Source organism: Arthrobacter sp. P4_F11 (assembly GCF_056401395.1).
Genome location: NZ_JBFUJK010000021.1, coordinates 49776 through 73229 on the forward strand (window position 1 = coordinate 49776; position 23454 = coordinate 73229).

Below are 23454 nucleotides of genomic sequence, written 5' to 3' on the forward strand. Positions count from 1 at the left end.
CCGCCCGGTAATAAATCCGTAACCGCAATTGTGGACAACTCGTGGGTCGTCCCATGACCGGCGCGTAGTGGCTGGTCAGGCGACTGTTACAAAGACGTGCGCGGCAACCTCGGGCGGCAGCTCCAGGGCACCTTCGATATCGGGGACGCGGACCGAGATGTACTCCCCCACCCGCTCCAGCGAGACCAGCGCGCCAGGCCTGATTCCGCCCTCGTCGAGCTGGGCCAGAAGCTCCGGCTCCACCTGGATCGGCTCCGCGAGCCGGTTGACCGTAACCCGTGAAGTTGCCCCGTAGCCGGCCATGGCCTCCAGCAAGTTCACGGGCCTGTCCACGGGGGCGCCATTGGGCACGCCGCCAAGATCCGCAAGCCCCGGAATAGGGTTTCCGTAGGGCGAGACTGTCGGGTGGTTGAGCATCTCGAAGATTCTTCGCTCGACACGTTCGCTCATGACATGTTCCCAGCGGCACGCTTCCTCGTGGACGTAGGCCCAGTCGAGCCCGATCACGTCCGCGAGGAGGCGTTCGGCCAGACGATGCTTGCGCATGACACCGATTGCACGTTTCCGTCCGGTTTCCGTCAGTTCAAGGTGCCTGTCGCCGGAAACAACCACCAGCCCGTCGCGCTCCATCCGGCCGATGGTCTGGGACACAGTGGGGCCGGAGTGGCGGAGCCGTTCGGCGATGCGGGCGCGGAGGGCAACGATGTTTTCTTCTTCAAGTTCCAGAATGGTCCGAAGATACATCTCCGTAGTATCGATCAGATCCGTCATTCAGCTCAGCTCCTCGAGCGCAGTCCTAGCGTCATTCCCACCGTACCGCGTGCGGGCTGCATGCAGGATGCGCCCAGGCGGGAACCGCCGTACGTTCGCATGCCAGCCTAGCCTATTTTGAATTACTCCGGATAATCTTTCGATCGACCTGAAGTTATTGTCCCAGCCCCAGCCGGCCGGCCGTCCCCGGCGTCTCAATGACCGGACTATGACAGGCCTTTTTCTGTATCGCCGGGAGCTGTCAGGCAAAATAAGACAGGCAGAATGAAGAGGGGTGTCCGTGGTAGCCATCCCTGCCCGCCACCTCCCAGCCACGCTACGAACCAGCCGAAAATTGGAGCCACTGTGAGCGACACCAGCATCACGATCCCCGCTAACCTCCTGCCCAAGGACGGACGGTTCGGCGCCGGCCCGTCCAAAGTCCGGCCGGAACAGATGGACGCCCTGGCCGCGGCATCGTCGAAGCTGCTGGGGACCTCCCACCGCCAGGCGCCCGTGAAGAACCTGGTCGGCTCGGTGCGCAGCGGCCTCAGCGAATTCTTCCGGGCACCGGAAGGCTATGAAGTGGTGCTGGGCGTCGGCGGATCCACCGCGTTCTGGGACATTGCCAGCTTCGGGCTCGTGGAGAACAAGGCGCAGCACCTGTCCTTCGGCGAGTTCGGCTCGAAGTTCGCTTCCGCCACCAACAAGGCGCCGTTCCTTGCCGAGTCCTCCATCATCAAGGCCGAACCCGGCACCCGCCCCACCGCCCGGGCGGAGGCCGGCGTCGACGTCTATGCGTGGCCGCAGAACGAGACCTCAACCGGCGTTGCCGCCCCCGTCCAGCGGGTGGCCGGCGCCGACGAGGGGTCGTTGGTGCTCGTGGACGCGACCTCGGCCGCGGGCGGGCTGGACGTGGACGTGGCGGAGTCGGACGTGTACTACTTCGCGCCGCAGAAGAACTTCGCGTCCGACGGCGGCCTGTGGCTGGGCCTGTTCTCCCCGGCCGCGCTGGAACGGGCGGCACGGATCAAGGCCGGCAACCGCTGGATTCCCGACTTCCTTGACCTCCAGACGGCGATCGACAATTCCAGGCTGAACCAGACCTACAACACCCCCGCGCTGGCCACCCTGGTGACCCTGGACGCCCAGGTGCAGTGGCTCAACGCCAACGGCGGCCTGGACTTCGCCGCCGGCCGGACCGCGGATTCTGCCGGCCGCATCTACCGCTGGGCCGAAGCGTCCGAATACGCCACGCCGTTCGTGGCCAAGGCCGAGGACCGCTCGAACGTGATCGCCACGATCGATTTCGATGACTCGATCGACGCCGCGGCCATCGCCAAGGTGCTCCGCGCCAACGGCGTCGTCGACACCGAGCCGTACCGCAAGCTGGGCCGCAACCAGCTGCGCATCGCCACCTTCGTGGCGATCGAGCCCGACGATGTCTCGGCACTGCTCGAGTGCATTGATTTCGTCGTGGCGGAACTGAAGAAGTAGCCCCGCGTCCGGCGTCGTCACGGCCCCTGGGAACCTAAGCCGTGACGGCGCCGTCGTCGTTTCAGGTCCGTCCGCCCTGCTGTGCCTACGGCCGCGCGTCCCTGCCGGCACCGGCCGGGCCGGTCCGGCTTTCGACGCGGAAGTACCGCAGCCCGTGGGCGCGGCGGTTGAAGTGGAGCCGCAGGTGCTTCGCGCGGATGATCCACACCAGCCCGATCAGGGCTGCCAGCAGGCCGGCGCCTGCCGCGACCGCCATGGACCAGCGGGGGCCGGCGGTGTTTGCCACCCAGCCGACGAGCGGCGCACCAAGGGGAGTTCCGCCCATGAAGATCGCCATGTAGAGGGCCATCACCCGGCCCCGCATTACGGGCTCTGTCGTGGTCTGGACGTATCCGTTGGCGCTCGTCATCATGGTGATCGCGAACAGCCCCACGGGCACAAGTGCGACGCCGTACCAGAAGTAGTTCGGGGCCATGGCTGCGATGCCCGAGGTCACGCCGAAGGCGGCGGCCGCCCCGAAGATGACCCGCAGCCGTGGCTTGCCGCGCCCGGCGGACAGCAGGGCCCCGGCGACGGATCCGATGGCCATGATCGAATTCATCAGGCCGAAGGCCCCCACGTCCAGGCCGAATTCGGTCCCCACCATGGCCGCGATGAACAGGGCGAAATTCAGCCCCAGGGTTCCCACGATGAAGATCGCCACCAGCACCACGACCAAATCCGGACGGTACCTCACATAGCGCAGCCCCTCCCGGATCCTGCCCCTGCCCGCCGGTGCCCGCGGCAGCCGGCGCAGCGACGACGACGGGATTTTCGCCAGGCTCAGTAACAGGGGCACAAAGGTGAGCGTATTGATGAGGAAGACCCAGCCGGGCCCGACGACGGCCGTGAGCACGCCGGCGACGGCCGGACCGATCATCCGGGCAACATTGAAAGACGCGCTGTTCAGGGCCACGGCGTTGGGGAGGTAGTCGTCCTGGACCAGTTCCGAGACGAAGGTCTGCCGGACGGGGGCGTCCAGGGCCGAGACCACCCCGAGCATCAGGGCGAAGGCGTAGACGTGCCAGAGCTGCGCCGCGCCCGTGACCACCAGGATGCCCAGCCCCGCGCTCAGCAGCGCCATGGCGGACTGGGTCAGCACCAGGAGCCGCTTGCGGTTGAACCGGTCGGCGACCAGTCCGGCCACGGGTGCCAGGAAGAGTTGCGGGCCCAGCTGCAGGGCCATCGTGATTCCCACCGCCCCGGCATCGTGCGCCGTCAGGTGGGCGAACACCAGCCAGTCCTGGGCGGTGCGCTGCATCCAGGTGCCAACGTTGGAAATAAGGGCGCCGACGAACCAGATCCGGTAGTTCAGGATGTGCAGGGATTTGAACGTGGACATCAGCCCCAGCCCTCCCCAGACACGCTCCCGGACGCTCCCAACCGCTAGTCGGCCTCGCCCGTTGAGCGTTCCCGCTCGGCGTCGTCGGCGTCGTCGGGGTCGGTGTCGTCGGTGTCGTCGTCGTCGGTGTCGTCGTCGGGGTCGGCGTCGGCGTCGGGGTCATCCTGCTGGTCGGCGTCGGACGCCTGGGACGGCGCTTCGGAACCGGACGGCGCCTCGGCAGCCTCGTCAGCCTGCGCGTCTTCCGGGCGGACCCGTTCGGCCCACGGAACCCATGCCGGTGCCAGGATGGAGTCCTCGGAGGGCAGGAGGCCAAGTTCGTCCACCGTGACCACCTTGGAGCGCGAGTTGCGTGTCAGCACGGCGTACCACTGCCAGCCCAGGTATCCGGGGAGCCTGGATTCGAACAGGTGGGTCACCAGGCGGTCGCCCTCGCTCCGGGCACCGAGGTGCTCGCCGATCTGCTCGGCGGGGGCAATGCCCTCCACCGCGGTGCGGGCGGCGTCGACGGCGGCGGCCAGGAAGGCGTCAGGCTTGCCGGTGCGCCAGACGGGCACGCCGGCGCGCGGGCGGATTCCCTGCTTGGAGCCGGTTGCTTTGGCCCCGGCGGGCGCTGCGGTTCCGGCATCCGGCGCTGGCAACTGATCAGGTTCCTGAGTCATCAAAAGCCTTATACGTCCAGCTCGTCGGCGACCTTACGGAGGGCCGCTGCGATCGCCTTGCCCTTGTTGCCTTCCGGGTACTTGCCCGCGGACAGGGTCCCGGACAGGTTGTCCAGCACGCTGACGAGGTCCTGGACCAGCGGGGCAAGGTCCCTGGCGCTGGGCCGCTTTGCCTTGGCGATGGACGGCGTCTTGTCCAGCACGCGCAGGCCTAGGGCCTGGGCACCCTTGCGTCCGTCGGCTACACCAAATTCAACACGCGTGCCGGCCTTGAGTTCCGTGATGCCTTCGGGCAGCGCGGACTTGGGCAGGAAGACTTCCTGGCCGTCCTCGCCCGCGAGGAATCCGAAGCCTTTTTCCTTGTCATACCACTTGACCTTGCCGGTAGGCACGTAATCAACCTTCTTCGTTCTGCGGGGACACGGCCAGCGGTCACCGCATCCGCATGGATACGCGGGTTCAGGGTATGACTGCCCGGACCGTGTTGGTCTGTATCTCCAAGGTTATCCTGCCTGGTTCACTTTAACGGCTTGAGGCGCGGGCGATGCCGGACTGTTAGCGTTGCCCCCATGACACTGACGCGTTACCGGCGGCCTTTGATGATCGCAGCGGCCACCCTTGCTGTGCTGTCCCTCGTTGCCGTCGGCGCTGTCATGGCCATGGCCTTCAACAATGCCGTGGCGCCCGCCTGGATTACCTCGACGGCCCTCTACGGCCTCCCGGTGGCATTCCTGCTCATGCTGGCCCTCGTTGTCGACGCGGTGGCAGCCCGGCGCCGCCCGCGCGGGCCCGGCGAAAGGTAACGTTGGAGCGATGTCCCTCATCCGCGCGCTCAGCAAGGAACTTCAGGCACGAAGCGACGAATCGTTGCGGGCCCTGTTCTCCGCGCGGCCGGACCTGATTTCTCCCGGCGTCCCGGACTTCGCCGCCCTCGCCGCCCGCGCCAGCGGACGCGTCAGCGTGCAGCGGGCACTCGAACGGCTCAACCGCCCGCAGATGCAGGTCCTGGAAACCCTGCACCTGTGCACCAACGCCGATACCGGGCACAGCGCGTCGGCGGCGATGCTGAAGAAACTAATCAACGGCTCCTCGGTTGCCGCCGTCGACCGGCTCCTCCATTCCCTGCAGGAACTGGCCCTCGTCCACCGCGCTGATCCGCCGCACGGCGCGACCCCCGCCGCCGCCAAGCAGCGCCACTACCTTCCGGTCGGCAGCCTCAAGGACGTGATTGGCATCTACCCAGCGGGGCTGGGGCGCAGCTACACCGAACTTGTGCGGCTCCAGCCTGCTTTTGCACAGCGCGTGGTGCAGCTGGTGGGCGAACTTCACCGCGCCGGGGCGTCCATCTCCCCCGCCACGACGCCGATGGAAGCCGCCCTGTCCCTGCAGCACTGGACGGCAACACCCGAATCGCTCCAGCAAATCCTGGCCACCGCACCGGACCGGACCGCTGCCCTTCTGGCCCGGTTCGGGAACTGGGCCATGGGCGCCGTCCCGCAGGCGCAGCGCCGGGCGTCCGTGCTCCACGAAGGCGCCGACGTCGGCCCCGTGGACTGGCTGCTGGCGCGCGGGCTGCTGGTACCGCTGGACGCCGCGCACGTCGAACTGCCGCACAGCGTCGGAGTGTCGCTGCGCGGCGGGTTTGTCATCGAGAACTTTTCGCTCACGCCGCCCGTCCCCCGGCTGGGCAACACGAGCGCGGGGCTGCGTCGAAACGCCGCGTTGGGCGCCATCGCCGAGACGCTGCGGCTCGTCGGCGAAGTGCTCTACACCGTGCGGGAACAGCCGCTGGCGACGCTGCGCAGCGGGGGCGTCGGGGTCCGGGAGATGAAGCGGCTGGCGGATTCCCTGCGGATGGAAGTGCACGAGGCCGGCGTCCTCGCGGAGTTCTGCGGAATGGCCGGTCTGCTGCGCCTGGACGTCGACAGTTCTGCGTGGGTGCAGCCGCCGCAGCTGGAGTGGCTGTCGCTGCCGCGGCAGGAGCAGTGGCTGTGGCTGGTCAACGCCTGGCTGGCCAGCGAGCGCGCACCGTCCCTCGTGGGCCAGCCGGTGAATGCTGCCGCCCCGGGCCCGGCAGGGCACCGGGGGCCGGCCGGGACCACCATCAATGCGCTCTCCGCCGAGGCGCAGCGGCCGGACGCCCCGGTGGTCCGCAAACGGGTCCTGGAAATCCTGCACGAACTCACCCTCGAGGCCGTGGCGCCCGACGGGCAGGCCCCCGTCCTCGATGCCGCCGCCGTGCTGGAGCGTGCCGAGTGGACGCAGCCCCGGATGGCCAGGCGCTTCAGCTCGCTGATCCGCGGCATCCTCGCGGAGGCCGAGATGCTCGGCCTGATCGGCTCCGGGGCGCTGAGCCAGCTTGGCGCCGCGATCGCCGCCGAGCAGCCGGACGACGCCCTGGGGATCCTGGGCGAACACCTGCCGGCGGCCCTGCAGCATGTGTTGCTGCAGGCGGACCTGACGGCGGTGGCGCCGGGCTACCTCGACCCCGAACTGAGCGAACGGCTCCTGACCATGGCCACGGCCGAAGGGCAGGGACCGGCCACCATCTACCGGTTCTCCGTCACCTCCGTGCGCCGGGCCCTCGACGCCGGCCAGGACGCCGCGGCGATGCTGGACTTCCTGCGCCAGCATTCGGCCACCGCCATCCCGCAGCCCCTCCAGTACCTCATCGAAGACACTGCCGCGCGCCATTCCCGGCTCCGGGTGGGGGCCGCGGCCAGCTTTATCCAAAGCGAGGACGAGGCTGCCCTGCTGGAACTGCTCAACGCCCCGGCCGCGGCCGGCCTCGGGCTGGTGCGCGTCGCGCCCACCGTGGTCGTCTCCCACGCCGCGCCCCGGGAAACCGCCCAGGCCCTCCGGGGTCTGGGGCTCGCCCCGGTCCTGGAGGAAGCTGCCTCCGCGATCGTCCGGCTGCGCCGCAGCACCCCTGCGCCCGGCAGCGGCCGGCCGGTCTACACAGCCCCGCGGACCGCTCCGCCGGAGGCCGACATCGAGGCCCAACTGGCCGTGCTGCGCGCCAACGGGTCCCGGGGGCCGGGCGCCGGCGCCGGCGCCGGCGCCCACCCGCCGGCGGCCCCGGGCAGCGAGGAAGCGACCCAGCTGGGCCTCGAGACCCTGCTGAAGGCGATCCGCCTCAGGCAGCGGGTCATCATGAACGTCGTGGACAGCATGGGGAATGCCACCCGCGAGACGGTTGTTCCGGTAGCTGTGAATGGCGGGCGGGTGCGGGTGTTCGATCCGGACAAGGAGATCGAGCGGGTCCTGTCCATCCACCGCATTATCGACGTAGAAGCTACAGAGGAATTGTTCCAGTGAATGACGGGCCCCTGATCGTCCAGAGTGACAAGACCATCCTGCTGGAGGTCGACCACGAACTCGCAACGGAGGCCCGGCACGCCATCGCGGCGTTCGCCGAGCTGGAGCGGGCCCCGGAGCATGTGCACAGCTACCGGCTGACGCCGCTGGGGCTCTGGAACGCCCGGGCGGCCGGGCTGGACGCGGAGAAAGTGCTGGACACCCTGCTCACGTACTCCCGTTTCCCGGTGCCCCACTCCCTGCTGATCGACGTCGAAGAGACCATGTCCCGGTACGGCCGGCTCCGGCTGGAGAAGGACCCGCAGCACGGCCTGGTCATGCGCACCTCCGACTACCCGGTGCTCGAGGAAGTCAGCCGCGCCAAGAAGATCGCCCCGTTGCTCGGGCCACGGATCGACGGCGAGACGGTGGTGGTGCATTCCTCCCAGCGCGGCCAACTCAAGCAGCTGCTGCTCAAGCTTGGCTGGCCGGCCGAGGATCTGGCCGGCTACGTGGACGGCACCCCGCACCCCATCATGCTCAACGAATCGGGCTGGAAGCTGAGGCCCTACCAGCAACTGGCCGCGGAGAACTTCTGGGCCGGCGGCAGCGGCGTCGTCGTCCTTCCCTGCGGCGCCGGCAAGACGCTGGTCGGGGCGGCCGCCATGGCCACCAGCTCCACCACCACACTGATCCTGGTGACCAACACCGTCGCCGCGCGGCAGTGGAAGGACGAGCTCCTCAAACGCACGTCGCTGACCGAGGAGGAGATCGGCGAGTACTCCGGCTCCGTCAAGGAAGTCCGGCCGGTCACGATCGCCACATACCAGGTCCTGACCACGAAGCGCGGCGGGCTGTACCCGCACCTGGAGCTCGTGGACGGCAACGACTGGGGCCTGATCATCTACGACGAGGTCCACCTGCTGCCCGCGCCGATCTTCCGGATGACGGCGGACCTGCAGGCCCGCCGTCGGCTCGGGCTGACCGCGACGTTGGTGCGGGAGGATGGCCGGGAGGGCGAGGTCTTCAGCCTGATCGGTCCGAAACGCTATGACGCGCCGTGGAAGGACATCGAGGCCCAGGGCTACATCGCCCCGGCCGATTGCGTGGAAGTCCGGGTGGACCTGCCCCGCGACGAGAGGGTGGCCTATGCCATGGCCGAGGACGCCGACAAATACCGGCTGTGTGCCACCTCCGAGACGAAGACCCGGGTGGTCGAAGAACTCGTCGCCGAACACGCCGGGGAACAGCTCCTGGTGATCGGGCAGTACATCGACCAGCTCGACGAGATCGGCGAGCGCCTGGGCGCGCCGGTGATCAAGGGCGACACGTCGGTGAAGGAGCGCCAGCGGCTGTTCGACGCGTTCCGCGCCGGCGAGGTGCAGACCCTGGTGGTGTCCAAGGTCGCCAATTTCTCCATCGACCTGCCCGAGGCGTCGGTCGCGATCCAGGTCTCCGGTTCATTTGGGTCCCGCCAGGAGGAGGCCCAGCGCCTGGGCCGGCTGCTGCGCCCGAAGAAGGACGGCCGCTCCGCCCGGTTCTATTCGCTCGTGGCCAGGGACACCCTGGACCAGGATTTCGCCGCGAAGCGGCAGCGGTTCCTCGCCGAGCAGGGGTACGCCTACCGGATCATGGACGCCAAGGACGTCGGCACCGCGGGCTAGGCGGGTGCCGGGGATGCGGCCATGCAACACACAACCTCCATTCAGAAAACTCCCAGAGTCTGGGAGCATCATGGGAACATGAAGAAGAACGGTCCCGAAGCCAAGCTGCTTGTCGTCGATGACGAACCGAACATCCGCGAGTTGCTCTCCACGTCCCTGCGCTTCGCTGGTTTCGAAGTCGTCTCGGCCGGGAGCGGACGCGAGGCACTGGCTGCTGCTGAGTTGCACTCCCCCGATCTGGCGGTGCTGGACGTCATGCTGCCGGACATGGACGGCTTCACCGTTACCCGCCGCCTGCGCGCCGCCGGCAAGCACTTCCCGGTCCTGTTCCTCACGGCCAAGGACGACACCGAGGACAAAGTCACCGGCTTGACCGTGGGCGGGGATGATTACGTCACCAAACCGTTCAGCCTCGACGAGGTGGTGGCCCGCATCCGCGCGGTACTCCGGCGCACCCAACCCCAGGTGGACGACGACGCCGTGATCCGGGTCGATGACCTCCAGCTCGACGACGACGCCCACGAGGTCCGCCGCGGCGGGACCGTGATCGAGCTTTCGCCCACGGAATTCAAGCTCCTGCGCTACCTCATGCTCAATCCGAACCGGGTCCTGTCCAAGGCCCAGATCCTCGACCATGTATGGGAGTACGACTTCAACGGCGACGCCTCGATCGTGGAGTCCTACATCTCCTACCTGCGCCGCAAAGTGGATATCGATCCCGATGCCCCGGCACTGATCCAGACCAAGCGCGGCGTCGGCTACGTTCTGCGGACTGCCGAGAAGCGCTGACCTTGCTGTACCGCTGGAAATCGGCGTCGCTGCGCTCGCAGCTCGTGGCCATCATGATGGCGCTCATGCTGGTGGCCCTCACGGCTACCGGGGCGGGCACGCTGACGCTGCTGCACAGCTTCCTGCAGGGCCAGGTGGATGACAAGCTCCGGGCCGCCGTCGAATCCGCGCGGCAGCAGCAGTCCTTCAGCCAGCTGCAGGAGACCAACTCCACCGTTCCCACCGACTACTCGCTGATGCTCTTCAGCCCCGGTCTTCCGCCCTACACTTTCGGCGGCGACAAGGAGTCCCACCCCGCGCTCAGCACCTTTTCCTCGGTCGAGGCCCGGGAACGCCAGCAGATGCCGTTCCAGGTCCGCGGATCCGAGGGCGGCAACTGGCGGGTGGTGGCCGTCAGCGTGGTGGACAACAACAACCGCGGCGCCGTCGTGGTGATCGGGCTGCCGCTGGACCCCGTGGATTCGGTGATGGAACACGCTGCCCTGGTGGTGGTGGGCGTGGGCCTGCTGACGCTCGTGCTGGCGTTCTTCATTGCCACCTGGACTGTTTCGCGGTCCTTCCGGCCGCTGGCGCGGGTGGAGAAGACTGCCGCCGCGATCGCCGCGGGAGACTTGTCCCAGCGTGTGGAGGTGGAAAACCCGGGCACGGAGGTGGGCCGGCTTGGGAGCTCGCTCAATGCCATGCTCGCGCACATTGAGACGGCCTTCGCCGCCAGGATGGCGTCCGAGGCGCGGATGCGGCGCTTCGCCGCCGACGCCTCGCACGAACTGAGAACCCCGCTGGTGACCATCCGCGGGTTCTCCGAGCTGTACCGGCACGGGGCGTTGTCCACTCCGGAAGACGTGGCCACGGCAATGGGGCGGATCGAAAGCGAAGCCAAACGCATGGGAGCCATGGTCGAAGACCTGCTGCTGCTGGCCAGGATCGACGAACAGCGGCCGTTGCAGCAGAAACCCGCCGACCTGCTGCTGCTGGCCAACGACGCCGTGGTGGACACCCAGGCGAGCGACCGCAGCCGCACCATCACCCTCACCGGGATTGACGGCGCGGCCCCGGCCGCCGCCCCGGTGCTGGGCGACGAAGCCAAACTGCGCCAAGTGGTCAGCAACCTGGTCGGCAATGCCCTGCGCTACACGCCGGAGGGCACCCCAGTCGAAATTGGCGTCGGGGTCCGGACCGCACCGGACGGAACACGGCAGTCCGTGATCGAGGTCCGGGACCACGGACCGGGGGTTCCGGATGAGGAGGCGGCCCGTATTTTCGAGCGCTTCTACCGGGCCGACACCTCCCGGACCAGGGAGACCGGCGGCAGCGGACTTGGCCTGGCGATCGTGGCCGCCATCGTCGGCTCGCATTCCGGGTCCGTGCGGGTCGGGAAGACCGACGGCGGCGGTGCCACGCTGGTGGTCAGCATCCCGCTCCTGGACGAAGAGGCCACGGAACGGTCCACAGCGGACTTATCCACATAGGGGCCGACGCCGGTGTCCGGCCGGCGCGCCGCCCGCCTACGCTCGTAGTGTCCGGAAGATCCGGATGAGGCAGCCGCTTCCCGCCGGCTCTCACCGAAAATGTCATCGCGATACCTCACCGCTGACCCGCTGACGTTCACCGTGCTCCGCCGGGCCGCGGCCGCCTCCCGAGCATTCGAGAGGCATTTCCATGAGCATCATCTCCGTCGATACGGAACTCCTCCAGCTGAAGTCCGCCAACGTCCAGGCCACGGTGGAGAGGATCAGCGCGGACGTCCACGCCATGAAGCGGGGGCTGGACGAGCTCCAGGGCAGCTGGCGGGGCTCCGCGGCGACTAATTTCCAAACCCTCGTGGCCGAGTGGACGCTGACCCAGGGCAGGGTCGAGGCGTCCCTGGCGTCCATCAACCTCGCGCTGAGCTCCGCTGCCGCCACCTATGCGCAGGCGGAACTGGGAAATGCGCAGCGCTTCACGTGAGCCGCACGCGCCCTCAGGCCTCGGGTGTGCCCTGGTGGAAGCGGAGGCGCCATTGCGCGCCTTCAAGGACCCACAGGGAGCTGCGCAGGGCCGATCCCTCACGGGTGTGGCTGCGGTAGGTCAGGAGGATGGTCTTCTCACCCAGCCGGTCCGCTCCCAACAATTCCAGCTCCACGGCTCCGCCCGGGTTGTCCTCGAGTGACATCATCATGGCGTCGCGGGTCCAGATCCGGCCGGAGCTGCCGATTTCGGTGAAGTCCGGGTGGAGCAGCACGCCCGTGCGGCCCAGGTCCGCCCGGGTTTCGGGGCGGAGCAGTTCGCGTTCGAGGGACTCGACGACGGCTTCGGCGCTGGCCTCCGCCAGGTCCACGGCAGGTTCTTCTTCGAGTTCGCTGAAGAGGTCCGGTTCGTCGTAGGTCCCCGGCGCGCCAAAGAGTTCCTGCTGGCCGGCTGGCGCCGGGGTTGCCTGCGGCCGGATCGGGGCCGCAGGGGCGGCGGCGGGCTGGGCGTCGGGCTGCGGGGCGGCGGGCTGTGTCTCGCCCTGCGGTGTCTTGTCCTGCTGTGTCTTGCCCTGCGGTGTCTTGCCCGCTGGCGGTTCGCCCTCCGGGGTGCCGAACCCGGGACCCTGCCGGACGGCCACGCCCTGCTGGTAGGCCGTGGCCGCTGCCCGGGCGCGGACGTCCGCCGCCTCGTTGAGCTCGTGCCCCGCGTGGCCCCGCACCCACTCGAAGGTGTATTTGCGGCCCACGAGCGCCTGGTCGATGTCCTTGAGGAGGTCCACGTTCAGCACCGGCTTGCCGTCGGCTTTGCGCCAGCCCTTGCGTTTCCAGCCGGGCATCCACTTGGTCACGGCGTTGATGACGTACTGGCTGTCGCACAGGATCAGCAGGTCTTCCCCGGGCACGTGCGCCGTTGCCCGGAACAGGTCCAGCACCGCCATCAGTTCGCCTTGGTTGTTCGTGCCGTGGGGCCATCCGCCGGCCCGCCAGCAGTCGTCGTTCACGTACCAGGCCCAGCCGGCCGGGCCAGGATTTCCTAAGGCCGAACCGTCGGCCGCTGCTGTAATCGTCACTGACCTATCCTGCCAGAACCCGCCGACGCCCACCGACGCTCCCTTGGACAGGGACAGCGTTTAACCGGCGACGGCGGCCCCACCCGAAGGTGGGACCGCCGTCGTCGAACAGCCGGTGATGGCTGGCGCGGGTGGTTAGAAACCGCCCATGCCGCCCATGCCGCCCATGTCGTCGCCGCCGCCCATCGGGGCGCCACCCTTCTCGGGCTTGTCGGCTACAACGGCCTCGGTGGTGAGGAAGAGGCCGGCGATGGAAGCCGCGTTCTGCAGGGCAGAGCGGGTTACCTTGACCGGGTCGTTGATGCCGGCGGCCAGCAGGTCGACGTACTCGCCGGTGGCGGCGTTGAGGCCGTGGCCTGCGGGCAGGCCGCGGACCTTGTCCACGACGACGCCAGGCTCGAGGCCGGCGTTGAAGGCGATCTGCTTCAGCGGGGCGTCGATGGCAACGCGGACGATGTTCGCGCCCGTTGCTTCGTCACCGGAGAGCTGCAGGTTCGCGAATGCCTTGGCGCCGGCCTGGATCAGGGCAACGCCACCGCCGGCGACGATGCCCTCTTCGACAGCAGCCTTGGCGTTGCGGACGGCGTCCTCAATGCGGTGCTTGCGTTCCTTGAGCTCGACCTCGGTTGCGGCGCCGGCCTTGATGACTGCAACGCCGCCGGCCAGCTTGGCCAGGCGCTCCTGCAGCTTCTCGCGGTCGTAGTCGGAATCGGAGTTCTCGATCTCGGCGCGGATCTGGGACACGCGGCCGGCGATCTGGTCGGCGTCGCCTGCACCCTCGACGATGGTGGTCTCGTCCTTGGTGACAACAACCTTGCGGGCCTTGCCAAGGAGTTCGAGTCCGGCGGTCTCAAGCTTGAGGCCGACTTCCTCGGAGATGACCTGGCCACCGGTGAGGATGGCGATGTCGGCCAGCTGCGCCTTGCGGCGGTCGCCGAAGCCCGGAGCCTTGACGGCGACGGACTTGAAGGTGCCGCGGATCTTGTTGACGATCAGGGTGGCCAGGGCCTCGCCCTCGATGTCTTCGGCAATGATCAGCAGCGGCTTGTTGGACTGCATGACCTTTTCCAGGACAGCAACCAGTTCCTTGACGTTGGAGATCTTGGAGTTGACGATCAGGATGTACGGATCCTCAAGGACCGTTTCCTGGCGCTCGGCGTCGGTGACGAAGTAGGCGGAGATGTAGCCCTTGTCGAAGCGCATGCCTTCGGTCAGCTCCAGCTCGAGGCCGAACGTGTTCGACTCCTCGACGGTGATGACGCCTTCCTTGCCGACCTTGTCGAGGGCTTCGGCGATCAGGGCGCCGATCTCGTTGTCGCCGGCGGAGATTGACGCGGTGGCGGCGATCTCTTCCTTGGTCTCGATTTCCTTGGCGGAGGCCAGGAGCTCGACGGTGACCGCGTCAACAGCCTTCTCGATGCCGCGCTTGAGGGACAGCGGGTCAGCGCCGGCCGCGACGTTGCGCAGGCCTTCCTTGACGAGGGCCTGTGCCAGCACGGTTGCCGTGGTGGTGCCGTCGCCTGCGACGTCATCCGTCTTCTTGGCAACTTCCTTGACCAGCTCGGCGCCGATCTTTTCGTAGGGATCGTCCAGCTCGATCTCCTTGGCGATGGAAACACCATCGTTGGTGATCGTGGGGGCGCCCCACTTCTTTTCGAGGACGACGTTGCGTCCCCGCGGGCCGAGGGTGACCTTGACGGCGTCGGCGAGGATGTTCAGGCCCCGCTCAAGACCGCGGCGTGCCTCTTCATCAAATGCAATGATCTTGGCCATAACGGCAGTAGTCCTTTCGGGACAGTCGTTAAGAATGAACCTTCGCTGTGGTGCCCGCGACGGACGATCCCTACCCCGCGGCCTCTGTATGCCGCCGGGTCCGGGATCTCACCCCAGCAAGGTGTTTCTTTAGCTCCTGGACCGGCTGCCCCACTTCGCGGCCGGGCGGACCGGGCGTCGTGTTAGCAGTCAGTGCGCTGGAGTGCTAAATCAATAATTAGCACTCCCCCGGGGAGAGTGCAAGCAGTGGCCGGCCGGAACCGGCCGCCACGCGGGCACAATACGCTACGAGCGATCAGCTACCGCTGCTGCTCGCGGTTTCCGTGCCGTCCACCGTGGGCAGGTTGTCCTCGCCGTAAGTCGAAACCATATAGTTCGCTTCGGTGATGTCGCCGTGGGCATCAAAGTTGATCCGTCCGGACTGGCCGTCGTAGTCGGGCCGCTGGCCTGCCCGGAGGACGCCGATGCAGTCCTTGTAGCTCGTGCATGACTCGCTGGGCGCCTGGCTGCCGCCGGCCCCGGTTCCGCCTGCTGCGGGGGTTCCGCCGGAGACCGCGACGAGGGACGCTGCGATGGAGGTCCCGGCGTCGTCCTCTGCGGCGGCCGCGGCGACGGCGGCCAGGACGACGGCGTCGTACGTCTCGGCGGCGAACACCATGTCCTTCAGCCCGGGATCAACGGCCACGAGGTCCGCCTGGAAGGCGGCGGAGGGAAACACGCCGGGCAGGATCCCGCGTGCACCCTCGAGCGCCCGGGCGCCCAGGCCAGAACCGTACTTGCTGACTGCTCCGTCGCTGAGGACCAGCTTCTTGCCGGCGAGGCCGGCATTGTTCAGCTCGGCGATGGCGCCCTGTGCGCCGTCGCGCGAGACCAGGATGACGGCGTCGGGGTTGGCGGCTTTGGCGGCGGCGGCAGCCTGTTGCGCCTGGCCGGGGGTGAACTCCGCGTCCGCCACGACTTCCAGTCCGGACTGTTTCGCCGCGCCGCCGACGGCGGCGGCGACGTCTTTGCCGTAGTCGCCTTCCTCATGCAGCACCGCCAAGGTCCTGGCGCCGCCGTCTTTGACCAGTTTGGCGAGGACGGATGCTTGGGCGATGTCGGCGGCCGAGGTGCGGAAATAGTAGCCGCCGCTCTTGTAGTTGCTGAGCGCGGCGGCGGTGTTGGCCGGGGAGATCACGGCTACTTTGGCGTTGGCCAGCACGTCGATGGCGGCCGGGGCACGGCTGGAATCGGTCGGGCCGATCACGACGTCGGCCTTGGCGGCAACCAGCGCTTTCGCCTGGGCGGCGGTGTCCGTGCTGATGGTTTCCGGCAGCAGCTCCACCGGTTTGCCTTTGTGGCCGCCAGCAGCGTTGATCTCCTTGACGGCAAGTTTGGCCGCCGCGAGCTCGGAGGCGTTGAGGAAGTTCTGCTTGCCCGTGTTGTCCAGGATCAGGCCGATGCGCAGGGTGCCGTCACCGCTGGCGTCCGCGCTGGCCACGCGGGCACTGCCCGCGGGGCCCAGGCAGCCCGTCAGGGCCAGGGCCGCTACTGTGCCCGCCGCCAGGGCGCGGCCCAACGGCAAATGTCCTCCGCGGCGCCCGGCCGCGTTCCTTGGGGCGTTCGTGACGGCAGCCAGTACCACTAGGCGGGCCGGACGCTTTCGGCCTGCGGGCCCTTTTCGCCCTCGCCGACTTCCAGTTCCACCCGCTGGCCCTCGTCCAGGGCGCGGTAGCCTTCCCCGACGATCGCGGACCAGTGCACGAAGACGTCGTTCTCGGACCCGTCCACGGTGATGAAGCCGTAGCCCTTTTCGGCGTTGAACCATTTGACGGTTCCCAGTGCCATTGTGTCCACACTTTCAGCTAGCTTGCGTGCGGCCCACCTCGATGTGCGCCGCGGACTGCGAAGAGAAATCCGCAGATACTGTACCCACAGCGTCCCCTAGGAACGGCGGCGGCGGGCAGGGCCGCCGCCTAATAGTTATTGAGGCGTAACCGGATTGGCTACTGGTAGCCGGGGCCGAGCACGACGACAAGGGGCCTGTTGAACTCGGCAGAGTCGACGAGGGTGTCGACGCCGAGGAGGGCTCCGAGTGCCTCCGCATTGTCCTTCTGCTCGACGCCGCTGTAGAAGATCACCGACGTCTGTTGCGGGACACCGCCCCAGTTGCCTGTCTCGCCCAGGACCCAGCCGTCGGAGGTGACGGTGCCGCCGACGCGGGTGGCGAGGCCGGCGGTGGTGGTCGCGTTGTAGATCGTCACCGGCTGCGTCTTGTCGACAGCGGCGGCTGTGGCGCTCGGCGTAGCTGACGGCGAAGCCGCCGGCGCGGCGGCGGCGTCCGTGCCGGCCGGGTCCGGGCTCGTCGGCGTGGGACTGGGGCTCACGGTGCTCGTGGCGGACGGGGTGCTGCTGGCAGATGCGGACGCGCTGCCACCGGCGGTCACGGCCGCGGCCTGGCCTGCGGAGAAGCCGAGCTTCGGCAGGATCAGGAAGGCCACCAGGCCGATGGCCAGGGCTACGCAGCCGGCTGCCAGGATCGGCGCCAGGCTCCGCCGCCGCGATGCCGCGACGGCCCGGTGGACTCCCTGCCGGGTAGAGGTCTCCGGGACCCGATCAAATTCATCCCGAGCGTATTTGGTCATGGTAAAACGACGTCCTTGCTGATTTCATACGGGGTGCCCAAGGCCGGAACGGACGCAACAGGACGTGCAGATCCGGCTGCTCGTGACGCGACTTTACGAATCTGTTCCCAGACGACGGGCAGTGCGGGCACGTTGGCGTGATGTACGTAGTCTACGCAATCTCTTGACCAGCATGGGATCGTGGGCCAGCGCATCCTCGGTATCGATGAGGGCATTGAGGATCTGATAGTAGTGCGTGGCGGACAGATCGAACAGCTCGCGGATGGCCTGTTCCTTGGCCCCGGCGTACTTCCACCATTGCCGCTCCAAGGACAGCATCTGCTGGTCGCGGGCGCTCAGCGCAGACTCCGCGGACACCCCGTCCAGGCCCGTGCCGGCGGTTGGGAAGACGGCGGAATCCCCCGCGAGCACGTGCTCCTGCGCTGTTTCGGCCACGACACACTCCTGGTTGATTCCGAAAGACCTGGCTGGATCCGGTAAAAAGTCAGTCCCCATTCTACGGCCGAATGACAGGGTTGTCATTCGGGCGGGCGCAGAAACGGGGCGCAGCTGGGGAAGAATGGGGGCTGTGTTTGATGCCGAGTTTGATCCCGACAGTGAACCCGACGCGCTGTTCGAGCTGGAGCCCGCAGCCGCGGACGCCCTCAGTTTCGAGGACCTGGCGCGCCGGCCGCTGGACGCGCTGGTTGCTCCTGACTGGGCGGAGCCGCTGGCGCCGGTGGAGGCGCAGCTGCGCGAAGCCCTCGCCTTTGTCGCGGGCGAAGTGGCCGCCGGGCACGGCGTACTGCCCTCGCCGGCAAACCTGCTGCGGGCTTTCCGGCAGCCCCTGGCCGGCGTCCGCGTGCTGGTGGTGGGCCAGGACCCGTATCCGACGCCGGGGCACGCCGTGGGGTTGTCCTTCGCCGTGGACGGCGCCACCCGGCCGATCCCCCGCAGCCTGGCAAACATCTACAAGGAACTTCAGGCCGATCTCGGCTTCCCCCCGCGCGTCCACGGAGACCTCAGCCACTGGGCGGACCAAGGCGTACTGCTGCTCAACAGGGTGCTCAGCGTCCGTGCCGGCGCGGCGGGCTCGCACCGGAACAAGGGCTGGGAGGCTGTGACGGCGGCGGCCATCCGGGCCGTCGCCGGCCGCTCCTCCGTTTCCGGTGCGGGCCATGCCCCCCTGGTGGCGATCCTGTGGGGGAAGGATGCCGAGTCCGTGCGGCCGCTGCTGGGGTCCGCCGCCGTGATCGCCAGCGCCCACCCCAGCCCGCTATCGGCCTCGCGCGGCTTCTTCGGGTCCCGGCCGTTCAGCCGGGCCAACGCCCTGCTGCTGGAACAAGGCAACGGGACGGTCGACTGGGAGCTTCCGCCGTTGCCGTAACAGGCCTATGCGCAAAGCTCCCGCCGGGGGTTCATGGTTAGGCTTAGCTGCATGACATCCGTCCCCGCAGCCACCACCGCCACCCGGAACTCGCGCCCCCAGACCGATCTGAGGGTCCTGCGCAGGGAACAGCTCTCCCCGCACATGGTCCGGATCATCGCCGGGGGCCCTGGCTTCGCCGGGTTCGTCAACAACGACTATGTGGACCGGTACGTCAAGATCGTCTTTCCGCAACCCGGCGTCGAATACCCGGATCCGCTGGATTTGTGGGCCATCCGGGAAACCATGCCGCGCAGTCAGTGGCCGCACACCCGGACCTACACGGTCCGCTGGGTGGACCCGGCGGCGCAGGAACTGGCCATTGACTTTGTGATCCACGGCGACGAGGGGCTCGCCGGCCCCTGGGCGGCTTCGGCCCAGCCCGGCGATCGCCTGACTTTCACCGGCCCCGGCGGCGGGTACAACCCGGATCCGGCCGCGGACTGGTACCTGTTTGCCGGCGATGAATCAGCGTTGCCGGCCATCGGCGCCGCGATCGAATCCCTGCCGGAGGATGCCCGCGGCCTCGCCCTGCTCGAAGTGGACAGCGACGCCGACGTCCAGGCCATCGCCGGGCCGGCCGGCGTCGAACTGCGCTGGCTGCTGCGCGGCGGCGCCCCCGCCGGTGAGAGCGAACTGCTGGTCACGGCGGTGCGCGATGCCGAGTGGCCCGAGGGCCGGGTGCAGGTCTTTGCCCACGGCGAGCGGGGCTACATGAAGGGCCTCCGGGACGTGTTCTACGTGCAGCGCGGGCTGGAGCGGGCCCAGGTGTCCCTCTCGGGCTACTGGGCCAAGGGCCGGGTGGAGGACGACTTCCAGGCGGAGAAGAAGCTGCCGATAGGCAAGATCTAACGGCGCAAGATCTGACGGCGCAAGATCTAACGAGGCAAGATCTGACAGAGCGAGATTTGGCGCTACGGAGTTTCCCCACCTTTGCCGCCACGACGCCGGGACACGCCGGCGCGGCTGGCTGACACGCCGTCGCGTCCCGGCAAAAGTGGGGAAACCCGGCGCCTTCGGGGAACCGGGCGGCCATTCCTCGTAAGATCTAGCGGCGGCGGGCCCTGCGCCGTTCGTTGCTCGCCAGGCTCCGCGTCAGGGGCCGCGCCAGGGTGTCGCCGAGCACGATGCCGGCGGCAACACCGAGCACGATGGCCCCGGCGTTGAGCATGCCGCCGGCGCCCATGAGAATCTCCGATTCCTCGATGGTCAATACATACATCGACCGGAATATAGTGAGCCCGGGGAGCAGAATCAGGGCGGCGGGAACGGCCACCACCAACTGTGGGGCGCCCATCCGGAGGGCCACGACGCGGGCCAGCAGGCCGATCACCACGGCAGCAAGGGCCGGGGCGAAGCGGGAGCCGATGCCCAGGGCGTCGCCGCCGATGAGAACCAGGTAGCCCACCACCCCCACGGCCGCCGTCGGCAGCAGCAGCTTCCAGCTGGTTTGTTCCGTGATGCCGATCATCAGCACCGCGATGGCGATCAGGATGACGATCACCCATAAGTCATACTTGGGCGGGAATGTTTTGGTGACGTCTATGGGATCCATGCCGGTCATGTCCCCCACGACGAACCCGACGGCGATGCCGGCGACCAGCGCCCCGAACGTCAGCATGGTGGACAGGAACCGGCCGGCCGCCGTGACGGGGAAGCCGTTGATCGCATCCTGTACCGAGGACACCAGGCGTCCCGTCGGCAGGAGCAGCAGGATCCCGCCGACCACCACGATTTCGGGGGCAATCTGCACTCCCAGCGGGCTGCCGAAGCGCCACAGCAGCAGGGCGATGATGGTCACCAGGAACGAACACGAGGCAGTGATGAAGAAGTCCGGCGTACGCCAGCGGCCCAGCTGGCGGGCCAGCAGGCTGACCAGAAGGTTGGAGAGGAACGCGACGATCGAGGCGCCCAGTCCGCCGCCCAGGACACCGACGAAAACGGCAGAGAACACGCCGAAGGCCACCGTGACCATCCACCGCGGGAACGGCTTCGCGCTGCGGGTGATGTCCTCAAGCCGGCGCACGGCTTCCTCGCGACCGACACCGCCGGCCACGATGTCCGTCACCAGCTGGTGCACTTGCGAGAGGCCCGCGTAGTTGTTGGTCCAGGACCGCACCACGCGCAGCAGTGAGATGGGCGTCTGGTCCTTGGGTGCGTAGTTGATGGCCACCGACTGGTTGGTGATGTCCACCTCGATGTTCTTGAGGCCAAGCGCGGCGGTGATGGCGATGATGCTGGTCTCGACCTCGAGGGCGCCGGCGCCGTACCGGAACATGGATTCGGCCAGCTTCAGGGCGAAGTCGATGGTCTTGCGGGCTGCGGCGTCCACCCCGCCAACCTGGATCATCGGGTTGGCGTAGGGGCTGCCGGCGAGCCGGTCGACGATGCTCATCGGCGCGGTGGGCGGGTTTTCGCCCTGGACCAGGCGGCGCAGCATCCTCTTGGCGGCGGCGTTCTGGCGCACCTGCATGGCCGACATTGGCTGGGTCCGGGGCAGGCCGTCCGTGGGTGGCCTGCGGTGGCCGTCGGTTCCGTTGTTCATTCCGGCCTCCTCATTGTCCTTGGCTGACCTTGATTGTCTTTGGCTCGGTTAGTAAAACTGCTGGCCCGTGCGCCGGGTGTAGACCTGGCGTGCGACGCGCTCCCCCGCCGTCATCCATGCCTTGTACTTCAGCGGGCTCAGGACCTGGTCATAGCAGCCGACGAAGTCGGTCACGGTCTTGCTGAAGCTGGTCTTGAAGAGCCCCAGCCCATGGAACGGGTTCGACGTGTCCTTGAGCTTGTCGCTCGGGGGCGTGCCGCAGAAGTCGTATTCGGTGCAGCCGAGGTCCTTGACCTGGTTGATCGCGGTCCACTGCACGAGGTGCGAGTCACCGTACTGGCCACGCTTCTGCAGGGAGCCGCCGTCCTTGTACGTTCCCTTGCGGCCGTAGTTGATCACGAACGCGCCCACCGAGGGCAACCCGTTTTCGTACACGAAGAGCAGCCTGCCCTGGTCCCGGGCCAGGAAGTTGGTCCAGAACTGGCGGTAGTACTCGTACTCGCGCACCCGGACCTGGGACTTGGCTTCCACCGTGGTGGTCATCAGGGCATACATGGCCCGGAAGTTCTCTTCCGTGGGCTCGACGTTGTGGACTTCCACGCCCTCACGGATGGCGCGGCGCACGGCGTTGCGGCCCCGGGAGTGCAGGTTGCGCAGCAGCTGGTTTTCCTCGGGCGCAATATCGAGCAGCGCCGTGGAGTCGTTCGGCTGCAGGTTGTGGGTCTTGACCAGGCCGGCCCCCTCAAGGATCCGCGCGGCGTCGTCGGACAGGACAACATCCGGTTCGAACTTGATCGCGAAGACGCCCAGCTTGGCCCTTTTGACGAAGTCCGCGTTCGCCGCGACGATCCCGGGGATGTCCTCGACCGACGCCACGTCGGGTCCCTTGATCAGGTACCAGAGCTTGCCGAGGACCGGAAAGGACTTCTCAAGGACCAGGTTGTAGCTCGTGTAATCGGCCGACTCGTACACCAGGTGCAAGGGCTTCCAGCCAAAGTGCTGTTTGACCTCGGCGAAGGCTTCCGATTGCAGGAGATTGCCGCCGTTGGGGTTCGCGGTGACGTGGGCATCCCAGTTGGCAATCTCTTCGGCAGAGGCAAAACGGGCAGTGAATTCTCGCAAGGGTGCGGTATCCAATCATTGCGGTACGAGCTTCGGCGGCATGCGGACATGCAGCCCCAAGTCTATCGGTCCGCACCCTGCCGCCGGTCCGGGTCAGGCGGTTACGCTGGTCTCATGCACGCTCAGCAACAACCGCTGGAAGGCCGTCCCGGGGCGCCGGGCGGCCACTCCAAGGGCGTCGGAAGCGGCGCGGGCGGCGGCTTCTCCCAGGTGGTCGCGCTGCTGCTGTTCCTCGGCGCGTCGGCGCTCGTTGCGGCCTTGGGCGGCCTAGCCACGGCCAACCACGTCAACGGCTGGTACGCCACCGCGGACAAGGCCCCGTGGTCCCCGCCGAACTGGGTCTTCGGGCCCGTCTGGACGGTCCTGTACGCCGCCATGGCCGTCGCGGCGTGGCTGGTCTGGCGCAGCCGCGCCCCGGGGTCCAAAGCGGCCCTGACAGCCTACGGCGTGCAGTTGGGGCTGAACCTGCTCTGGACGCCGGTCTTCTTCGCCTTGTACCCGGCGCTCGGGACGCCGGCGCTGTGGATCGCGTTCGGGATCATCGTGGCTTTGGCCGTGGCCGTGGCCGTGACGGTTGTGCTCTTCGGACCGATCAGCCGGACGGCAGGACTGCTGATGCTGCCCTACCTGTCGTGGATCGTGTACGCATCCTCGCTGAACCTTTGGGCGGCACTGCACAACTGATATGTAGGTGTTCTTGTCAATAGGGCAAGGGTGAGCGGTCCAGGGCTGGTTTGTCTTGGACCGCTCTTTTCGTATCCGTTCTTCGGCGTCGTCCGGTTGGCTGGCGCGTCATGTTCGACGAGGGAGCGCTGTCTGGCTGATATGCGCGGGTTGGTTACCGCAGGACGAGGTGTTCGGCTGGAGGGGTGCCGCTGGTCTAGGAATGTCGGGCGTCACCGGTGTTAGCCGGTTGTCCATAGTTG

22 protein-coding genes are annotated in these 23454 nt (G+C 67.8%); 10 read left to right on the forward strand and 12 right to left on the reverse strand.

Annotation, left to right across the window (positions count from 1 at the left end; translation table 11 throughout):
- Window positions 1-75: 75 nt before the first annotated feature.
- Window positions 76-771 carry an iron-dependent transcriptional repressor DtxR gene (locus tag AC1DRO_RS19325; protein ID WP_476952061.1) on the reverse strand — a complete coding sequence of 232 codons (696 nt, stop codon included), beginning with the start codon at window positions 769-771 and terminating at the stop codon, window positions 76-78.
- A 345-nt stretch (window positions 772-1116) separates the two neighbouring features.
- Here AC1DRO_RS19325 and serC point away from each other — a divergent pair, with 345 nt between their 5' ends.
- Window positions 1117-2247, forward strand: a complete 1131-nt coding sequence (serC, locus tag AC1DRO_RS19330) for a phosphoserine transaminase (RefSeq protein ID WP_476872048.1) — start codon at window positions 1117-1119, stop codon at window positions 2245-2247.
- A gap of 85 nt (window positions 2248-2332) precedes the next feature.
- On the opposite strand, the gene AC1DRO_RS19335 is transcribed toward serC, so the two are convergent.
- The 3 genes from AC1DRO_RS19335 to AC1DRO_RS19345 are packed head-to-tail and all read right to left on the reverse strand — an operon-like array spanning window position 2333 to window position 4682.
- Window positions 2333-3628 (reverse strand): MFS transporter, encoded by a 1296-nt coding sequence (locus AC1DRO_RS19335; RefSeq protein WP_476952062.1) that lies wholly within the window; start codon window positions 3626-3628, stop codon window positions 2333-2335.
- A gap of 44 nt (window positions 3629-3672) precedes the next feature.
- Window positions 3673-4290 (reverse strand): DUF3027 domain-containing protein, encoded by a 618-nt coding sequence (locus AC1DRO_RS19340; RefSeq protein WP_476952063.1) that lies wholly within the window; start codon window positions 4288-4290, stop codon window positions 3673-3675.
- A gap of 8 nt (window positions 4291-4298) precedes the next feature.
- Window positions 4299-4682: a cold-shock protein gene (locus AC1DRO_RS19345; protein WP_018776003.1), complete on the reverse strand. Its 384-nt coding sequence runs from the start codon at window positions 4680-4682 to the stop codon at window positions 4299-4301.
- A 177-nt stretch (window positions 4683-4859) separates the two neighbouring features.
- On the opposite strand from AC1DRO_RS19345, the gene AC1DRO_RS19350 reads away from it, so the two are divergent.
- The 6 genes from AC1DRO_RS19350 to AC1DRO_RS19375 all read left to right on the forward strand — a co-directional run bounded on the left by AC1DRO_RS19350 (window position 4860) and on the right by AC1DRO_RS19375 (window position 11987).
- Window positions 4860-5093 (forward strand): hypothetical protein, encoded by a 234-nt coding sequence (locus AC1DRO_RS19350; protein WP_476952064.1) that lies wholly within the window; start codon window positions 4860-4862, stop codon window positions 5091-5093.
- 10 nt (window positions 5094-5103) lie between these two features.
- Window positions 5104-7608: a helicase-associated domain-containing protein gene (locus AC1DRO_RS19355; RefSeq protein WP_476952065.1), complete on the forward strand. Its 2505-nt coding sequence runs from the start codon at window positions 5104-5106 to the stop codon at window positions 7606-7608.
- Window positions 7605-9251, forward strand: coding sequence for a DNA repair helicase XPB (locus AC1DRO_RS19360; RefSeq protein WP_223914292.1), 1647 nt, complete (start codon window positions 7605-7607; stop codon window positions 9249-9251). Before AC1DRO_RS19355 ends, AC1DRO_RS19360 begins: the two co-directional genes overlap by 4 nt.
- Window positions 9252-9329: 78 nt before the next feature.
- Window positions 9330-10040, forward strand: coding sequence for a response regulator transcription factor (locus AC1DRO_RS19365; protein ID WP_018775770.1), 711 nt, complete (start codon window positions 9330-9332; stop codon window positions 10038-10040).
- Window positions 10041-10042: 2 nt separating this feature from the next.
- Window positions 10043-11509 (forward strand): sensor histidine kinase, encoded by a 1467-nt coding sequence (locus tag AC1DRO_RS19370; RefSeq protein WP_223914293.1) that lies wholly within the window; start codon window positions 10043-10045, stop codon window positions 11507-11509.
- Window positions 11510-11699: 190 nt separating this feature from the next.
- Window positions 11700-11987 carry a WXG100 family type VII secretion target gene (locus AC1DRO_RS19375; protein WP_476952066.1) on the forward strand — a complete coding sequence of 96 codons (288 nt, stop codon included), beginning with the start codon at window positions 11700-11702 and terminating at the stop codon, window positions 11985-11987.
- Between the two features lie 13 nt (window positions 11988-12000).
- Here AC1DRO_RS19375 and AC1DRO_RS19380 read toward each other — a convergent pair whose 3' ends face one another.
- From AC1DRO_RS19380 to AC1DRO_RS19405, 6 genes are all read right to left on the reverse strand, one after another.
- Window positions 12001-13059 carry an RNase H family protein gene (locus AC1DRO_RS19380; RefSeq protein ID WP_476952067.1) on the reverse strand — a complete coding sequence of 353 codons (1059 nt, stop codon included), beginning with the start codon at window positions 13057-13059 and terminating at the stop codon, window positions 12001-12003.
- Between the two features lie 135 nt (window positions 13060-13194).
- A complete protein-coding gene (groL, locus tag AC1DRO_RS19385; RefSeq protein ID WP_079555368.1) occupies window positions 13195-14832 on the reverse strand; it encodes a chaperonin GroEL in 1638 nt (545 codons plus the stop codon).
- Window positions 14833-15127: 295 nt separating this feature from the next.
- Window positions 15128-16396, reverse strand: coding sequence for an ABC transporter substrate-binding protein (locus AC1DRO_RS19390; RefSeq protein WP_476952068.1), 1269 nt, complete (start codon window positions 16394-16396; stop codon window positions 15128-15130).
- Window positions 16397-16455: 59 nt separating this feature from the next.
- The gene (locus AC1DRO_RS19395) at window positions 16456-16659 is read right to left on the reverse strand and encodes a cold-shock protein (protein ID WP_026266832.1); all 204 of its coding nucleotides are present in this window, start codon (window positions 16657-16659) and stop codon (window positions 16456-16458) included.
- 158 nt (window positions 16660-16817) lie between these two features.
- Complete coding sequence (locus tag AC1DRO_RS19400; protein WP_476952069.1) at window positions 16818-17456, reverse strand: LytR C-terminal domain-containing protein; 639 nt, start codon at window positions 17454-17456, stop codon at window positions 16818-16820.
- 93 nt (window positions 17457-17549) lie between these two features.
- Window positions 17550-17891 carry a DUF3263 domain-containing protein gene (locus AC1DRO_RS19405; protein WP_476952070.1) on the reverse strand — a complete coding sequence of 114 codons (342 nt, stop codon included), beginning with the start codon at window positions 17889-17891 and terminating at the stop codon, window positions 17550-17552.
- Window positions 17892-18015: 124 nt separating this feature from the next.
- Between AC1DRO_RS19405 and AC1DRO_RS19410 the strand changes: the two genes are divergently transcribed.
- On the forward strand, window positions 18016-18822 hold the full coding sequence (locus AC1DRO_RS19410) for a uracil-DNA glycosylase (RefSeq protein WP_476952071.1): 807 nt from the start codon (window positions 18016-18018) through the stop codon (window positions 18820-18822).
- Between the two features lie 51 nt (window positions 18823-18873).
- Entirely contained in the window at window positions 18874-19713 is an 840-nt protein-coding gene (locus AC1DRO_RS19415) for a siderophore-interacting protein (RefSeq protein WP_476952072.1), read from the forward strand.
- A gap of 196 nt (window positions 19714-19909) precedes the next feature.
- Here AC1DRO_RS19415 and AC1DRO_RS19420 read toward each other — a convergent pair whose 3' ends face one another.
- Together AC1DRO_RS19420 and AC1DRO_RS19425 are read right to left on the reverse strand one after the other, a co-directional pair.
- Window positions 19910-21406, reverse strand: coding sequence for a threonine/serine exporter family protein (locus AC1DRO_RS19420; RefSeq protein WP_476952073.1), 1497 nt, complete (start codon window positions 21404-21406; stop codon window positions 19910-19912).
- A gap of 48 nt (window positions 21407-21454) precedes the next feature.
- Window positions 21455-22528 carry a lipid II:glycine glycyltransferase FemX gene (locus tag AC1DRO_RS19425; protein WP_476952074.1) on the reverse strand — a complete coding sequence of 358 codons (1074 nt, stop codon included), beginning with the start codon at window positions 22526-22528 and terminating at the stop codon, window positions 21455-21457.
- A 114-nt stretch (window positions 22529-22642) separates the two neighbouring features.
- On the opposite strand from AC1DRO_RS19425, the gene AC1DRO_RS19430 reads away from it, so the two are divergent.
- Window positions 22643-23212: a TspO/MBR family protein gene (locus AC1DRO_RS19430; protein ID WP_476952075.1), complete on the forward strand. Its 570-nt coding sequence runs from the start codon at window positions 22643-22645 to the stop codon at window positions 23210-23212.
- The last annotated feature ends 242 nt before the right edge of the window (window positions 23213-23454 follow it).

What these genes read in the sequence shown, in the direction of transcription:
- AC1DRO_RS19325 (WP_476952061.1), bottom strand. Translation starts at nt 771, where the DNA reads ATGACGGATCTGATCGATACTACGGAGATGTATCTTCGGACCATTCTG.
- AC1DRO_RS19335 (WP_476952062.1), bottom strand. Translation starts at nt 3,628, where the DNA reads ATGTCCACGTTCAAATCCCTGCACATCCTGAACTACCGGATCTGGTTC.
- AC1DRO_RS19340 (WP_476952063.1), bottom strand. Translation starts at nt 4,290, where the DNA reads ATGACTCAGGAACCTGATCAGTTGCCAGCGCCGGATGCCGGAACCGCA.
- AC1DRO_RS19350 (WP_476952064.1), top strand. Translation starts at nt 4,860, where the DNA reads ATGACACTGACGCGTTACCGGCGGCCTTTGATGATCGCAGCGGCCACC.
- AC1DRO_RS19355 (WP_476952065.1), top strand. Translation starts at nt 5,104, where the DNA reads ATGTCCCTCATCCGCGCGCTCAGCAAGGAACTTCAGGCACGAAGCGAC.
- AC1DRO_RS19365 (WP_018775770.1), top strand. Translation starts at nt 9,330, where the DNA reads ATGAAGAAGAACGGTCCCGAAGCCAAGCTGCTTGTCGTCGATGACGAA.
- AC1DRO_RS19375 (WP_476952066.1), top strand. Translation starts at nt 11,700, where the DNA reads ATGAGCATCATCTCCGTCGATACGGAACTCCTCCAGCTGAAGTCCGCC.
- groL (WP_079555368.1), bottom strand. Translation starts at nt 14,832, where the DNA reads ATGGCCAAGATCATTGCATTTGATGAAGAGGCACGCCGCGGTCTTGAG.
- AC1DRO_RS19395 (WP_026266832.1), bottom strand. Translation starts at nt 16,659, where the DNA reads ATGGCACTGGGAACCGTCAAATGGTTCAACGCCGAAAAGGGCTACGGC.
- AC1DRO_RS19400 (WP_476952069.1), bottom strand. Translation starts at nt 17,456, where the DNA reads ATGACCAAATACGCTCGGGATGAATTTGATCGGGTCCCGGAGACCTCT.
- AC1DRO_RS19410 (WP_476952071.1), top strand. Translation starts at nt 18,016, where the DNA reads ATGGGGGCTGTGTTTGATGCCGAGTTTGATCCCGACAGTGAACCCGAC.
- AC1DRO_RS19415 (WP_476952072.1), top strand. Translation starts at nt 18,874, where the DNA reads ATGACATCCGTCCCCGCAGCCACCACCGCCACCCGGAACTCGCGCCCC.
- AC1DRO_RS19420 (WP_476952073.1), bottom strand. Translation starts at nt 21,406, where the DNA reads ATGAACAACGGAACCGACGGCCACCGCAGGCCACCCACGGACGGCCTG.
- AC1DRO_RS19430 (WP_476952075.1), top strand. Translation starts at nt 22,643, where the DNA reads ATGCACGCTCAGCAACAACCGCTGGAAGGCCGTCCCGGGGCGCCGGGC.